General features: G+C 37.1%; 13 protein-coding genes. 11 read left to right on the forward strand and 2 right to left on the reverse strand.

The annotated features are described in order from the left end of the window. Positions 1-33: 33 nt before the first annotated feature. A complete protein-coding gene (locus tag ACIQ38_RS06780; RefSeq protein WP_402819963.1) occupies positions 34-1,341 on the forward strand; it encodes a DRTGG domain-containing protein in 1,308 nt (435 codons plus the stop codon). A 311-nt stretch (positions 1,342-1,652) separates the two neighbouring features. Here the strand turns inward: ACIQ38_RS06780 and ACIQ38_RS06785 are convergent, their stop codons facing one another. After that, positions 1,653-1,961 carry a YtpI family protein gene (locus ACIQ38_RS06785; protein ID WP_402819966.1) on the reverse strand — a complete coding sequence of 103 codons (309 nt, stop codon included), beginning with the start codon at positions 1,959-1,961 and terminating at the stop codon, positions 1,653-1,655. Positions 1,962-2,066: 105 nt separating this feature from the next. Here ACIQ38_RS06785 and ACIQ38_RS06790 point away from each other — a divergent pair, with 105 nt between their 5' ends. The 8 genes from ACIQ38_RS06790 to ACIQ38_RS06825 all read left to right on the forward strand — a co-directional run bounded on the left by ACIQ38_RS06790 (position 2,067) and on the right by ACIQ38_RS06825 (position 12,418). Next, complete coding sequence (locus tag ACIQ38_RS06790) at positions 2,067-2,996, forward strand: DHH family phosphoesterase (RefSeq protein WP_402819969.1); 930 nt, start codon at positions 2,067-2,069, stop codon at positions 2,994-2,996. A 15-nt stretch (positions 2,997-3,011) separates the two neighbouring features. After that, entirely contained in the window at positions 3,012-6,071 is a 3,060-nt protein-coding gene (gene dnaE, locus ACIQ38_RS06795; protein ID WP_402819972.1) for a DNA polymerase III subunit alpha, read from the forward strand. A 109-nt stretch (positions 6,072-6,180) separates the two neighbouring features. After that, the gene (locus tag ACIQ38_RS06800) at positions 6,181-6,825 is read left to right on the forward strand and encodes a FadR/GntR family transcriptional regulator (RefSeq protein WP_402819975.1); all 645 of its coding nucleotides are present in this window, start codon (positions 6,181-6,183) and stop codon (positions 6,823-6,825) included. Further along, positions 6,822-7,691 (forward strand): acetyl-CoA carboxylase, carboxyltransferase subunit beta, encoded by an 870-nt coding sequence (gene accD / locus ACIQ38_RS06805; RefSeq protein WP_402819978.1) that lies wholly within the window; start codon positions 6,822-6,824, stop codon positions 7,689-7,691. Before ACIQ38_RS06800 ends, accD begins: the two co-directional genes overlap by 4 nt. Then, a complete protein-coding gene (gene accA / locus ACIQ38_RS06810; protein WP_402819981.1) occupies positions 7,685-8,638 on the forward strand; it encodes an acetyl-CoA carboxylase carboxyl transferase subunit alpha in 954 nt (317 codons plus the stop codon). The genes accD and accA overlap by 7 nt, the downstream gene beginning before the upstream one ends. A gap of 574 nt (positions 8,639-9,212) precedes the next feature. Then, positions 9,213-10,172 (forward strand): 6-phosphofructokinase, encoded by a 960-nt coding sequence (gene pfkA, locus ACIQ38_RS06815; RefSeq protein WP_402819984.1) that lies wholly within the window; start codon positions 9,213-9,215, stop codon positions 10,170-10,172. A 40-nt stretch (positions 10,173-10,212) separates the two neighbouring features. Further along, on the forward strand, positions 10,213-11,973 hold the full coding sequence (gene pyk, locus ACIQ38_RS06820; RefSeq protein ID WP_402819987.1) for a pyruvate kinase: 1,761 nt from the start codon (positions 10,213-10,215) through the stop codon (positions 11,971-11,973). Between the two features lie 52 nt (positions 11,974-12,025). After that, a complete protein-coding gene (locus tag ACIQ38_RS06825; protein ID WP_402819990.1) occupies positions 12,026-12,418 on the forward strand; it encodes an FxsA family protein in 393 nt (130 codons plus the stop codon). Here the strand turns inward: ACIQ38_RS06825 and ACIQ38_RS06830 are convergent. Then, positions 12,396-13,364, reverse strand: a complete 969-nt coding sequence (locus ACIQ38_RS06830) for an AI-2E family transporter (RefSeq protein WP_402819993.1) — start codon at positions 13,362-13,364, stop codon at positions 12,396-12,398. The genes ACIQ38_RS06825 and ACIQ38_RS06830 overlap by 23 nt on opposite strands. Before the next feature lie 196 nt (positions 13,365-13,560). On the opposite strand from ACIQ38_RS06830, the gene citZ reads away from it, so the two are divergent. Continuing rightward, on the forward strand, positions 13,561-14,676 hold the full coding sequence (citZ, locus tag ACIQ38_RS06835; protein WP_402819996.1) for a citrate synthase: 1,116 nt from the start codon (positions 13,561-13,563) through the stop codon (positions 14,674-14,676). A gap of 79 nt (positions 14,677-14,755) precedes the next feature. Beyond that, positions 14,756-16,021: an NADP-dependent isocitrate dehydrogenase gene (icd, locus tag ACIQ38_RS06840; RefSeq protein WP_402819999.1), complete on the forward strand. Its 1,266-nt coding sequence runs from the start codon at positions 14,756-14,758 to the stop codon at positions 16,019-16,021. Positions 16,022-16,075 lie beyond the last annotated feature (54 nt).

The raw sequence follows: 16,075 nt of genomic DNA on the forward strand, positions 1-16,075 counted from the left end.
ATAAACGTATAACAATCGTTTGGATGTGACTACATGACAACAAAACACGAACAAATTTTAGCTTATATAGAAAAACTACCAGTTGGAGATAAAATATCGGTTAGGCAAATTGCAAAAGATTTAACAGTAAGTGAAGGAACTGCCTATCGTGCCATAAAAGAAGCAGAAACAAGAAGGTTAGTTAGCACGATTGAACGAGTTGGAACGATACGAATCGAACTGAAGAAAAAAGAACATTTTGAACGGCTAACATTTGCAGAAGTTGTAAATATTGTAGATGGACAAGTGTTAGGTGGGAAAATTGGTCTATATAAAACGTTGAATAAATTTGTAATTGGCGCCATGCAATTAGAAGATATGATGCGTTATGTGGAACCTGGCAATTTACTTATCGTTGGAAATCGTTTAAAAGTTCATGAGACTGCATTACAAGCAGGAGCAGCTATACTTGTGACGGGAGGCTTTGATGTCCCAGAACCTACTAAAAAACTTGCAGATGAGCTGGAAATGCCTGTTATCTCCACAAGCTATGATTCATTTACTGTTGCCACGATGATCAACCGTGCAATTGATGACCAATTAATCAAGAAAGATGTGCTTCTTATTGAGGATATTTATATTTCTTTGGAGAAGACAGCGTATCTTCGTACGACCGATCTTGTGAAGAACTACCGGGAATTGAATGATGTTACCACACATGGCGGTTTCCCGGTAGTAGATAAATCGAATAAATTAGTTGGAATCGTTACTGCTAGAGATGTTATTGGGAAAGAGAATCATGAACTTATCGAAAAAGTGATGACGAAAACACCGATATCGATTACGATGAAAACAAGTGTAGCATCGGCCAGTCATCGGATGATTTGGGAAGGAATCGATTTGTTACCAGTTGTAGGTGATAATAATAATCTGGAAGGGGTTATTAGCAGACAGGACGTATTAAAAGCTTTGCAAGCAGCGTCTAGGCAGCCACAGAATGGTGAAACAATTGATGATATCGTGAAACAGCAAATAAAAGCAATCTCTTCCGAGGAGTTTATTTTTGAATTTGAAGTAACCCCTCAAATGACTGATCATTTTGGTGCGATGTCTTATGGTGCTTTTACCATATTAGTAACAGAAACAGGGTCTCAAACATTGAAGATTCGTAAACGGGGAGAAAGTGTTGTGGAAAACATGACCATTTATTATACGAAGCCAATCCAATTGGAAAGTATTCTCCGTGTCCATGCTCGAGTTTTAGAAATGAGTAGAAAAGTGGCAAAAATAGATATAGAAGTTTTTAATGAAAAACAATTAGTTGGAAAAGCAATGCTCACATATCAACTGCTTGAGAGATAAAGTGAAACTTCAATCAGTGGGGGGGTTCGACGCACAGGACGTGTTAGTGCTGACGTTGCGACATGGACGTCGCGCTTTTAGTCCGCTTCATCCCCCACTGATTGTTAGTTGAGGCCTACACGATGTAGGTCACGCAGACGTTGCAACACGATGTTGCGTACTTAGTCTGCGATCCATTTCATCGGGCTTTTACGGGCAGTTGATCTCACACTTATCTTTTCGCTTTTCTTAAATCTTGAAGTGGGAGTCTTACTGCCCGTTAATGCGGGATAAAAAATGATGCAGCTTTTTTGGCTGCATCATTCTAATACTTATTGATTTAACGTTAGTTCTTCTTGTACGAACTGCCCGTAATGTTTGCTCGCTTTATAATTATGATACATAAAATAACCACCAAGTAAGATAAACAATCCAGAAACAGCGTAAGTCACAGAGGATTGGTAGATATATAAAAAGTTAGCACCAAAGAATAACACGAATGCACCGAGGCATACAGATGCTTTTGCGGCAAACCATTTTTTACGGATTGGTAAATGTGTCCGTAACTGCTTCGTTTTAAAATAGAAATACCAAACAAATGAGACAACAATTGCACATATTAATATACCATTAAGAATCATTATGAACCTCCAATAAAGTGAAACTTCCATCATAACCTTCTATCATTGTAATAGTAAATTTCAAAAAATGCGAATGGTAAACTTGACTATCTAAGGAGAAATAAAATGAAAAGACAAATCATCGACACAATCGAACGCTTTGACAAAATAATTATTCACCGACATGTACGGCCAGATCCAGATGCATACGGATCTCAAATTGGACTGAAAGAGTTAATCGTTCTAAATTATCCAAACAAAAAAGTACTGGCAACAGGAACACATGAACTGACATTAGATTTTCTTGCTCGCCCAGACATAGTGACAGATGAGGATTTTACGGATGCATTAATCATTGTTACAGATACTGCGAATACGGAAAGAATTGATGATGAACGCTATAAACTAGGAAGCTTTCTAATAAAAATTGATCATCATCCAAATGACGATGCATATGGTGATTTACTTTGGGTCGATACAAATGCTAGTTCTGTAAGTGAATTGATCTGTGAATTATTTGTAGAAGGAAAAGACTATAAAAACTGGAAAATGAATGCGACTGTTGCAAGACTACTTTATGCAGGTATAGTAGGAGATACTGGTCGATTCATGTTCCAGAGTACGACCGAGCAAACGATGAAATTTGCTGGTCAATTAATTTCTTATGATTTCGATCGTACAGAATTATTTAATGGCATGTATGAAGTAGAAAGCAACCTGCTCCAGTTAAAAGGATATATCTATGCAAATTTTGAAATGGATGACAATGGCGTGGGATCTATGAAACTAACACGGGAATTGTTAAAGCAATACAATGTATCTGATTCGGAAGCTTCTTTGTTAGTTAGTGTGCTAGCAGATGTGAAAGGGATGAAATGCTGGGTATTTTTCATAGAAGATACGGATACGATTCGGGTTCGCTTGCGCTCGAAAGGCCCGGTTATTAACACGCTAGCGAAAAAATATGGTGGCGGTGGTCATCCGCTTGCATCAGGTGCTTCTGTACAAACTTGGGAAGAAGCTGACTTAGTAATTGAAGATTTAAAAAAGCTGTAAATTGAGGTGTGTTATATGGAAACAGTATATCCACAAATTGTGACATCAGCGGATATGCTGAAAAGTACAATTCAATTGGAGCCACTTATTGAAAAGCTAAAAAGCAATCATGCAAAGGCAGTTGCCATTACAAATAGTACTTTGTATGGCATAATGCCTTTTTGGCATGAAATGAAAAAACATCATATTCATCCGGTAATCGGACTGACGATACATGTCCAATTAGATGAAAAATGTGTTCCACTTGTTCTTTATGCAGAAAATGATAAAGGCTACGAAAATCTGTTGAAAATTTCGAGTAGCTTAGAAACGAGAGAACTTACCGAACTTCCTAAAAAATGGCTTCACGCATATAAAGAAGGCATTATTGCTGTGTATAAAGGAGATAAAGAGTTTACACGAGCAGCATTTATGGAGCTTTATGACCTATTCCGAAATACTGATTTGTCTATTGGGATAGAACGAACAAATGGCGTAAAGCAAAATACAGAAGAAGAAATAATAGAAACATCGAAGCAATTCTCTATACCAATCACTGTTTTTCATCAGAGTCGCTATGTCCAAAAAGAAGATGCTTTTGCATATGAAGTTTTGAACGCAATGGATCAATCATTAAAAATGACGGATCGTAATCGTTTAAAACCTACGGACGATTCGTATCATGTGTTAGCAGAAAAAGAGTGGGATGACTGGTTTTCAGACGTTCCGCAATGGCTGGAAAACACGAAGAAAATGTTAGAAAGATGTCAGGTCCAATTCGACAAACAGGCGCATATTATGCCGAAGTTTCCTCTGCCTGAGCAGCAAAATGCCAAAGATTATTTGCGAGCGCTTTGTGAAGAAGGTTTACATGGTCGTTTGGCCGAAGTGACGCAACAATATAAAGAACGTCTTTATTATGAACTTCAAATTATTAATGAAATGAATTACGAAGACTATTTTCTGATCGTGCAAGATTTTATGAAATTTGCTAAAAGGGCGGGTATTTTAACTGGTCCAGGACGAGGATCATCTGCAAGTTCACTTGTTGCCTATTCTCTATTTATTACAGATGTGGACCCTTTACAGTACGGTCTTTTATTCGAGCGATTTTTAAATCCAGAACGTATTACGATGCCGGATATTGACATTGACTTTGCTGATTCTAGAAGAATGGAAGTTATCCGTTATGTTGCCGAAAAATACGGAAAAAACTATGTTTCACAAATAATTACATTTGGTACATTATCCGCAAAAGCAGCAGCGAGGGAAGTTGCTAGAATCTTTGGTTTTGAATCTTCTACGTTAGAAGCTATTTCTTCTTTTATCCCGAACAAAAACGGCATTACGTTGAAAGAGGCGTATGAACAATCTCAAAAGTTACGTGAGTTTATACAAACGGAAGAAATAAGAAAAAAATGGTTTGAGGTCGCACTTGCCTTAGAAGGATTGCCTCGAAATGCTTCTACGCATGCTGCTGGCGTTGTCTTATCTCCTATTCCTTTAGTAGATGTAGTGCCAATTCAAATGGGGCATGATGATTTGTTTTTAACGCAGTGGCCGATGAAAGAAGTAGAGCAGGTTGGCTTGTTAAAAATGGATTTTCTAGGACTTAGAAACTTAACAATCATTGAACGTATTTTAAAGATTATTCATAAAAATAAATCGCGTTCCTTTTCACTCGATACGATTCCTATGGATGATAAGCTTACTTTTCAGCTTTTACAGCATGGAGATACAACGGGTGTCTTTCAGCTAGAATCTGCAGGTATGCGACAGGCGCTAAAACAAATTCAACCGACTAAATTCGAGGATATTGTAGCAGTAAATGCGCTATACAGACCTGGTCCAATGGATAGTATCCCACTCTATGCCAAGCGAAAGTTAGGTCAATTACCGGTAGCATTCGAACATCCTGTATTACAACCGATACTACAAGAAACGTATGGCATAATCGTCTATCAAGAACAAATCATGCAAATTGCCTCACAAATGGCAGGCTTTACTTTTGGAGAAGCAGATTTACTTCGTAGGGCAGTAAGTAAGAAAAATCGGGATATATTGCAAAAGGAAAGGACCCATTTTGTACAAAAGGCAATACAATTAGGTCATTCCGAACAAGCTGCTTCTTCTGTATATGATCTGATCGTTCGCTTTGCGGATTATGGTTTTCCAAAAAGCCATGCCGTAGCATACAGTGTCATTTCTTATCAAATGGCTTTTTTAAAAGCTCATTTTCCTGTAGCTTTTTATTGTGCTTTGCTTAGCACAGCAATTGGCAATCAAGATAAGATCAATCAACTCGTGATGGAGATGAAGCAAAAAGGCATTCCGATATTGCCGCCTTCTATTTTTAATAGCCATTCCCTTTTTGCAGTGGAGGATAATGGTGTGAGATTCGGTTTGCAAGCCATTAAAGGCGTTTCGCATGCATTTACTCAGAAGTTATTGCAACTAAGAAGAAATGGAACAAGAAAGTGGGATGACCTTTTTGATCTAGCTGCTGATTTATCCGCTGTTTATTTTACTAGGAAAAATATAGAGCCGCTTATCAAAGCAGGGGCATTGGATGATTTTCAAGAAGAGCGATCTACTCTGCTTGCAACATTGGATGCAGCGGTGAAATATGCGGAACTTGTTAGTCCTACAGAAGATACCGACCTATTTGAAGGTAATGCGACTCATTTTGGGAAATCAAAATATATCAGAACTGAAGAGTTGCCATTAATGATAAAACTGCAATTTGAAAAAGAAGTGCTAGGTCAATACTTTTCAGAACACCCGACAGTTTCTAAGAAAAAGACTATGCAACAGCAAGTAAATAATATTTGGGATGTATTACAAGTAGCAAGAGATGGAAAAGTAACAGTAGTCGGATTAATACAAGACATCAAAAAGATACGAACGAAAAAGGGAGAATCGATGGCCTTTGTGACCATTCAAGATGAAACAGGAAGTATCTCTGTGACGCTTTTTCCAGACGATTACGCAAAGTATAATTCCCTATTAGAAGAACTTGCCATTATTGTAGTAGAAGGTAAATCGGAGCGAAGAAATGGTCGAACTCAAATAATAGGAAAACTAGTTTCACTATAAACTGTACGTATGTAGTACAGTTTTTTCTTTACGTTTTACTCATTTTTTTGTATGCTATTAACTATGAGTGGTCAGACCACTTTGTAATTAATGGAAGAGTGAGGATTGGATGAATCCAAATAATAACTCGAGAAAAATGTTTTTAGAAATAGTGAAGCAACTGAGACAACTCATTCATGATGAAAACATTCCAGTTGGTGGGAAATTACCGTCCGAAAGAGAACTTGCTGAGCGTTTGCAAGTTGGTCGTTCAACTGTAAGAGAAGCACTTAGAAGTTTAGAATTGCTTGGAATAATAGAAACTAGACGGGGAGAAGGAACTTTTCTTTCTGATTTTCGTAAACACCAGTTAGTGGAATTATTATCTACTTTTATATTACAGGATGCGAGATCCAAAAAAGACGTGCATACTACTATGCATGCTTTAGAAAAAGAGGCTGTTCGGACAATATGCGTGACCGAACAATTCCAAAAACAATCGATTTGGGACGCTTTCTTAGATAAATTGCAAGAAGAAATGCTTCGGGAAGACATTATCCGAGAAATAATTATTATATCTAATAATAGACTTGCTTTGAAAATCTGGTTTTTATTGAAACAGTTTGCAGGAGAACCTTATCGCAGTTTGATGAATGTAAAAGAGAAAGAAGTATGGAAACTACTTTTGAAAAATTTAAAAGTTGGGAATGAGCAACAAGCAATATCCTATTATAATGAATGGAAATTGTTAATGAATAGGGGAGAAATAAAATGATTCGAGATATATTTAGAAAAAATCAAAAAAAGAAATATGCGACAATTCCAACTGAAAAAGCGAAAAATGATGTGCCAGAAGGAATTATGATGAAATGTCCGGAATGCAGAAAAAATGTTTTCACAAAAGATTTAATGAAAAATTTAAAAGTCTGCCCAACTTGTGATCATCATATGAAGATGACTGCGCATGAACGAGTAGAAATCTTTTTAGACGAAAACACATTTGAATCGATCGATGACCATTTAGAAACTGTAAATCCATTAAATTTTCCTAGCTATACAGAAAAAATTAAATCGGATGCAAAGAAAACTGGAATAAACGAAGCAGTACTTACTGGCGTTGGTCAATTAGATGGCCAAAAAGTAGTAGTAGCCATTATGGATTCGCATTTTAGAATGGGGTCTATGGGCTCTGTTGTTGGAGAGAAAATTACGAGAGCTATTGAAAAAGCAACGCAACTTAAAGTTCCCTTTATTATTTTCACTGCTAGTGGTGGCGCGAGAATGCAAGAAGGTGTTTTATCGTTAATGCAAATGGCGAAAACTTCTGTAGCTTTAAGAAGACATAGCGATCAAGGCAATTTATATATTTCTATTTTAACGCATCCGACTACAGGAGGCGTATCTGCTAGTTTTGCATCTGTTGGAGACATTAATATTGCAGAGCCTAAAGCATTGATCGGATTTGCAGGTCGACGAGTAATTGAACAAACAGTTCGCGAAAAACTTCCGGAGAATTTCCAAACTGCGGAGTTTTTAATGGATCATGGTCAACTAGATGCAGTTATTCATCGAAAAGATATGCGTGATAAAGTAGCGACACTTGTCCATATGCATATGAGTAAGGAGGTTTCTACATGGTAAAAACAATGCCGTTTGAAGAACCAGTTGTTCAGTTAAAAGCAAAAATTGAAGAGTTAAAAGAGTATACAGTAAATGCAGAAGTGGATATGACTGTAGAAATTAAAAATTTAGAAAAAAGATTACAAAGATTAGAACAAGAGATTTATGAAAATATGGAACCATGGGATCGAGTACAAGTTGCTCGTCATCCAAATCGACCTACGACAAGAGATTATATTCAATTATTATTTACAGATTTCATCGAGCTGCATGGAGATCGTCTGTATGGCGACGACGCAGCAATTATAGGTGGAATTGCATTGTTTGATGGTAAACCTCTTACAATTATCGGTCATCAGCGTGGAGTGGATACGAAGGAAAATATTAAACGTAATTTCGGGATGCCACATCCAGAAGGGTATCGAAAAGCATTACGTTTAATGAAGCAAGCGGAAAAATTCAATCGTCCGATCATTTGTTTTATCGATACAAAAGGTGCTTATCCGGGTAAAGCGGCCGAAGAACGAGGTCAAAGTGAAGCAATCGCGAGAAATTTAGTAGAAATGGCCGGTTTAAAAGTGCCGGTTATTAGTGTTGTCATTGGAGAAGGAGGAAGTGGGGGTGCACTTGCACTTGGAGTTGCCAATCATATTCATATGCTGGAAAACTCTACATACTCCGTTATTTCTCCAGAAGGAGCAGCATCTATTTTATGGAAAGACGCATCACTTGCCAAGCAAGCAGCAGAAGCGATGAAAATAACTGCACCAGATTTGAAAAAGATGAATATTATTGATGGTGTGATTCGCGAAGTATACGGCGGTGCCCATAGAGATTCAGAGGCACAGGCATCGTATATGAAAGATGTTCTTCTCAACTCTCTTCGTGAGCTTTCCAAGCTTTCTGCTGAAGAGTTAATAGATAACCGTTATAATAAGTTTAAACATATTGGTGAATTCAACGAATAAAAAAATGCGTCTATAGTGACGCATTTTTTTTGAGCCTATTCATGATAAGATGAAATTATTAAATATCACTTTTGTTGATTAACTGCCTTAGAACAGGGAAACAAGATTACGTCTGATTGTTTTATGTTGTTATTCGGTGTATAGGGATAACGCGTCGTAAGGTATCAGCTGAATTTGCTTGTTATATCCGCTAAACCAGATTGTCGCGTTCACATCGGATATTGTCTCATTCAACCATTTATTGTTAATGTTATACCTTAATAAGTTAGTATTTACCATTGATTTTCGCTGCAGGGCGGCGACTCCGAAGGGATCAAGTGAGTAAGATGAGACTTCACAACGTACGCCTAAGCGGCGGTGAAGGCTCATCACTCACCCCACGGAAAGCGTCCGCCCTGCAGCGAAAATCACAGCGGTTACCTAATACAACTCTCTGCGACGCATTATCCCTATAGTAAGACCGATAAAAAAAGAAAACGGCTGATCGCACTTTCATTTTAAGGCAAACATTAGTCAGAAGAACTACATAATAATTAACAAAAGTGATTAAATTTAAAAGTTTGGAGGAACCATTGTGAAGCGTATAGGTGTATTAACAAGTGGCGGTGACGCTCCGGGGATGAATGCTGCAATACGTGCTGTAGTAAGAAAAGCAATTTACGAGGGACTCGAAGTAGTAGGAATCTTTCATGGCTATCAAGGCTTAATCGATGGGAACATGGAGGTTTTAGATTTAGGTTCCGTTGGAGATATTATTCAAAGAGGTGGAACGAAGCTTTTTTCTGCGAGATGCCCTGAGTTTCGAACAGAAGAAGGTCAACTAAAAGCAATAGAGCAATTAAAAGCACACGGGATCGAGGGTCTTGTTATTATCGGTGGTGATGGTTCTTACCGTGGTTCGATGACCTTAACAAAACGCGGCTTTCCATGCGTAGGAATCCCAGGAACGATTGATAATGATATTCCAGGAACCGATTATACGCTTGGATTTGATACAGCACTTAATACGGTAATCGACAGCATCGATAAAATTAGAGATACTGCAACTTCCCATGACCGAACCTTTATAGTGGAAGTAATGGGGAGAGATGCAGGCGATCTAGCTTTGTGGGCTGGTTTAGCAGGTGGAGCAGAGACAATTATTATTCCAGAAATACAAATGAATATGGAAGATGTTGTGGAGCGTTTAAAAAGCGGTACTTCTCGAGGCAAAAAACATAGTATTATTATCGTTGCGGAAGGAGTCATGAGTGGCTCTGAATTTGCTGCAAAACTTATGGAACACGCAAATATTGAAACGCGCGTATCGGTTTTAGGTCATATTCAGCGTGGTGGATCTCCAACAGGCCGTGACAGAGTACTTGCAAGTATGTTCGGTGCAAGAGCTGTAGAGGTATTAATAGCTGGCTCTGGAGGACGAGCAGTTGGCATACGGAATCATCAAGTGGTAGACTATGATATGAATGAAGCATTTGAGAAGAGCGAACAATTCGATCAAAAGATGTATCAATTATCGAAAGAATTATCTATTTAAGACAAACAAATCATTCTTTTACATAGAAAGGACTTGGACAATGAGAAAAACGAAAATAGTTTGTACAATTGGACCTGCAAGTGAATCAGAGGAAATGTTAATAAAGTTAATCGATGCTGGGATGAACGTAGCTAGATTAAACTTTTCACACGGAAGCCATGAGGAACATGCTGCTAGGATTAAAACAATTAGAGAAGTATCCAAAAAAGTAGGGAAAATAGTAGGTATTTTATTAGATACAAAAGGACCTGAAATTCGCACACACAAAATGGAAAATGACGCGATTGAGCTGGAGACTGGTCAAACAATTGATATTTCCATGACAGAAGTTTTAGGTAACAACAAACGCTTTTCTATTTCGTATGAAAAATTAATAGAAGATGTCCAAGAAGGTTCTATTATTTTACTTGATGACGGTTTGATCGAGTTAATCGTAACAAATATTAATACAACAGATGGCATAATTTCCACATATGTACAAAATGCAGGTACGCTAAAAAATAATAAAGGTGTAAATGTGCCTGGAGTTTCTGTACAATTGCCAGGAATTACAGAGAAGGATGCAAATGATATTCTATTTGGAATTGACCAAGATGTAGATTTTATTGCGGCTTCTTTTGTGAGAAGATCAAAAGATGTACTAGAAATTAGAGAGTTGCTTGAAAAGAATAATGGTTCCCATATTCAAATCATCCCAAAAATTGAAAACCAAGAAGGCGTGGATAATATTGATGAAATTATTCAAGTTTCAGATGGTTTAATGGTTGCTAGGGGAGATCTTGGTGTTGAAATTCCGGCTGAGGAAGTTCCTTTAGTACAAAAAAGCCTTATTCAAAAATGTAATGAAGCAGGAAAACCTGTTATTACAGCTACCCAAATGCTAGATTCTATGCAACGTAACCCAAGACCAACTCGTGCAGAAGCAAGTGATGTTGCAAATGCCATTTTAGATGGAACAGATGCTATTATGCTATCAGGTGAAACAGCAGCCGGTTCTTATCCGGTAGAAGCCGTTCAAACGATGGATAAAATTGCAAAGAGAACAGAAAATGCAATTGATTATCGTGCACATGTATCCAAATTAAGTAAAGCTCGTGAAGTAAATTTAACCGACGCTATTGGACAAGCTGTTGCACATACCGCAATTAACTTAAAAGTAAAAGCGGTGATAGCTCCAACTGAGAGTGGGCATACGGCTAAAATGATCGCTAAATTTAGACCTGGAGTTCCTATCATTGCAGTAACTTCATCTAGTCTTCCATCAAGAAAGCTTACACTTGTATGGGGCGTTTACCCAATCGTTGGGAAAAAAGCATATTCAACGGACGAAGTGTTAGAAATAGCAATTGAAGAAAGCATCGTTCATCATTATGTAACCCACGGTGATTTAGTTGTGATTACAGCAGGAGTTCCAGTCGGTGAAGCAGGAACAACGAACTTGATGAAAGTACATGTAATTGGTGATAAAGTTGCCAAGGGGCAAGGAATTGGTAAATCCTCTGCTTATGGGAAAGCTATTGTAGTGAACAACGCTAGCGAACTAGCGGGACAAGATACTTCAAATAGTATCATTGTTACAATTGGTTCTGATCGTGATATGGTACCAAGTATTGAAAATTGCAAAGGTCTTATAACAGAAGAAGGCGGATTAACGAGTCATGCAGCAGTCGTAGGGCTAAGTTTAGGGATTCCAGTTATTGTCGGTGTAGAAAATGCAACCAAATTAATAAAAGATGGTCAAGAGTTAACGATAGATGCAATTAGCGGTGCTATTTATCACGGCCACGCAAGCATCATATAAAAAGATTGCCTCACCATCAAAGGTGAGGCAATTATTTTAGGAAGGTGAATTTATGAAATGGATAATTGGTCTAATTATTGTAATTCCAGCGATCGAATTATATGTTCTACTCTTATCAGGTAAAACAATTGGAGTTGGATATACGCTTCTTTTAATATTAGCAACTGGAATTGTAGGTGCTTATCTTGCAAAGAGACAAGGAATAAGAGCTTTCCGTGAGGTTTCGGATAATATTAAAAATGGTCAAGCACCAGGGGAAGCTGCTATTAATGGCATCTTTGTCTTTATCGGTTCCATCCTAGTCATTTTACCGGGATTTATATCAGATATCCTCGGCCTTATGCTTTTATTCGCCCCTACAAGGAATCTGTTTAAACCACTGCTATATCGATGGATACGAAAAAAAATGAAACATGGTCAAGTTATCGTGATGAAGTCTTCGTGAGGTTCTCCCATTTATTTGCGATTAAATAAATGAATGGACTAAATAATATCCCAATAAATCCAAAGATCAAAATGGCTGCCGCGCTAAGAAAGAATACGTGGACAGCCTTTATTTGCATTGAGGAGGACCAAAGTACATTTTCGACAATATGTCTCGTCAATTGTACAAATATATAAAGAAGCAAAACTATGATACCTGCCATTCGTTGATCCATAAGGAAGAAGTAAACACTAAGTGGTATTAATAAAATGCCTGTTCCTAAAAAAGGAATACTATCTACCAAGGATACGAGAAAAGCATATTTTATGGGGTTATGTAAACCTAATAATTGGAAACCAATCGATAAAAGAACAAAGGTTAGAAAAAATAGTTTTAACTCTACTGATATAAATTTATTCATAACACCGGATGATTTTTTTAGTGCTCTTTGAGAAAATCCTCGTGCTTTTTTAGGGAAGTAAACGAGAAACCAATGACGATCTTTCATCGATTCGTATAAAGAAAAAAATAAGCCAATACTAAATAAAAAAACTTCAAAAAAATAAGAAGGTAGATTTGTTAAATTTAATAATAGATCGTTTAAAATCTTGTTTAATAAGTTTTGAAACTTTCCTTCAAAAAATAAGAAAATAGGATGTTCTTTCAACTCGACAAACGGTAACAACATAATATGTTCGTGCAAAAGTGGAAGAAAATCTAGTAGCGCTTGTACGATTACAAATAAAAATAATATAAGACTAGATAATATAAGTGCTTCTGTTAACAGCACACTTAAAGAAACAGGAAGCTTCATATTTTTATAAAAGAAACTTGTAATGGGATATAAAAAATATCCACATATAATTGCTAAAGCTAGAGGATAAGCTACGATTGAAATTAGGATAATAATTCCAAATGGTATCCAAAGTGACATAATTTCTTTCTTATTTATTTGTAGAGTAATCATTTTCATCCATTCTTTTCAAAATATTAGGATATAGAAACATTATTTTTTAATAATTTTAAGCGTTTTCATTCACAAAATCGCCAAATATGATTATACTAGGATTGTAAGGATTAAGAGGTACATAATTAATGCAGATGATTCTTCGTTCGATGACAGGGTGAGCGAATTATTATACTGTAGAAGGGGAGATTTCGAAATGACAACAACTCGTGGTTTAGAAGGTGTTGTAGCTGCGGAGACTGCCATCAGTTCAATTATTGATGACACACTTACATACGTAGGCTACGATATTGACGATTTAGCAACAAATGCAAGCTTTGAAGAAGTAGTGTATTTATTATGGCATAAACGCCTTCCAAAAGCAGAAGAGCTATCAGAACTAAAACAACAGTTAGCTAATAATATGGCTGTTCCTCAAGAAGTTTTAAATCATTTCAAAACGTATCCAATTGATAAAGTTCACCCTATGTCCGCACTAAGAACAGCTGTATCTATGCTAGCATTATATGATGATGCTGCAGAAGATATGTCCGAAGAGGCTAATTACTTAAAAGCCATTCAATTACAAGCAAAACTTTCGACATTAGTAACTGCATTTTCTCGTGTTCGTAAAGGTTTGGAACCAATTGCACCTAAAACAGATTTAGGATATGCTGCAAACTTCTTGTACATGCTTTCAGGAGAACTTCCACAAGATATCGAAGTGGAAGCATTCGACAAAGCACTTGTACTACATGCGGACCATGAGTTAAATGCATCTACATTTACTGCACGTGTTTGTGTAGCTACTCTATCCGATATGTACTCTGGTATTGTAGCGGCGATTGGTGCTTTAAAAGGTCCACTTCATGGTGGTGCAAACGAACAAGTTATGAAAATGTTAACAGAAATCGGTTCAGTTGATAATGTGGACAAGTATATAAACGAAAAATTAGAAAATAAAGTGAAAATTATGGGCTTCGGTCATCGTGTTTATCGCAAAGGAGATCCACGTGCTAAACATTTACGCGAAATGTCTAAAAAACTTACTACACTTCGCGGTGAGTCTAAATTATACGATATGTCGGTTCGTATTGAAGAAATCGTTACTGGACAAAAGAAATTACCACCTAACGTAGATTTCTACTCTGCATCTGTCTATCATTCACTAAACATTGATCATGATTTATTCACACCTATTTTTGCAGTTTCACGTGTGTCTGGTTGGACTGCGCATATTCTTGAGCAATACGCTAACAACCGCTTAATCCGCCCTCGTGCTGATTATGTAGGACCAGGTATGCAAAAATATATTCCGATTGAGGAAAGATAATCATATTGTTCCAAAAATTTAGCTTAAACAACTTATATGAGTTGATAGCATTATAGATATTGTAGGAGGAAATGATAAAATGACAACTGGTAAAATCACTGTAGAAAACGGAGTACTTAACGTACCAAACACAGCAATTATTCCTTTCATCGAAGGAGACGGAACTGGTCCTGATATTTGGGCAGCAGCTTCACGCGTTTTAGAAGCGTCTGTAGAAAAAGCATATAACGGTGAAAAGAAAATTGAATGGAAAGAAGTACTTGCTGGTCAAAAAGCATTTGATCAAACTGGCGAATGGTTACCACAAGAAACTTTAGACGTTATTAAAGAATATTTAATCGCTATTAAAGGACCGCTTACTACACCAATCGGTGGTGGTATTCGTTCATTAAACGTAGCATTACGTCAAGAGCTTGATCTATATACATGCTTACGTCCGGTTCGTTATTTCAATGGTGTCCCTTCTCCAGTAAAACGTCCAGAAGATACAGACATGGTTATTTTCCGTGAAAACACAGAAGATATTTATGCAGGTATTGAATATGCAAAAGGTTCGGATGAAGTGAAAAAACTAATCAGTTTCCTTCAAAACGAAATGGGCGTTAACAAAATCCGTTTCCCTGAAACTTCTGGTATTGGTATTAAACCAGTTTCTGAAGAAGGTACAAAACGCTTAGTTCGCGCTGCACTTAACTATATTATTAAAGAAGGTCGCGAATCTTTAACACTTGTTCATAAAGGGAATATCATGAAATTCACTGAAGGAGCTTTCAAAAACTGGGGTTACGAAGTTGCTGAGCAAGAATTCGGTGATAAAGTATTCACTTGGAACCAATACGATCAAATTAAAGAAGAGCAAGGTACTGAAGCTGCTGATAAAGCACAAGCGGATGCACTTGCAGCTGGTAAAATCTTAGTAAAAGATTCAATCGCTGATATCTTCTTACAACAAATCTTAACTCGTCCAAAAGAGTTCGATGTAGTTGCTACTATGAACTTAAACGGAGACTATATTTCGGATGCACTTGCTGCTCAAGTTGGTGGTATCGGTATCGCTCCAGGAGCTAATATCAACTACGTAACTGGACATGCTATTTTCGAAGCAACACACGGTACAGCTCCAAAATATGCTGGACTTGATAAAGTAAATCCATCTTCTGTTATCCTTTCAGGTGTATTAATGCTTGAACACCTTGGTTGGAACGAAGCTGCAAAACTAATCATGGATTCAATGGAAAAATCGATTGCTTCTAAAGTAGTAACTTATGACTTTGCTCGTCTAATGGACGGAGCAACAGAAGTAAAATGTTCTGAGTTCGCAGATGAACTAATCAAAAACATGTAATTTGAAAATGAATTTTGGTTTTTAAGGAAGGGATTTATCCCTTCCTTTTATTAT

It is taken from the genome of Psychrobacillus sp. NPDC096389 (assembly GCF_044762855.1).
Taxonomy (GTDB): domain Bacteria; phylum Bacillota; class Bacilli; order Bacillales_A; family Planococcaceae; genus Psychrobacillus.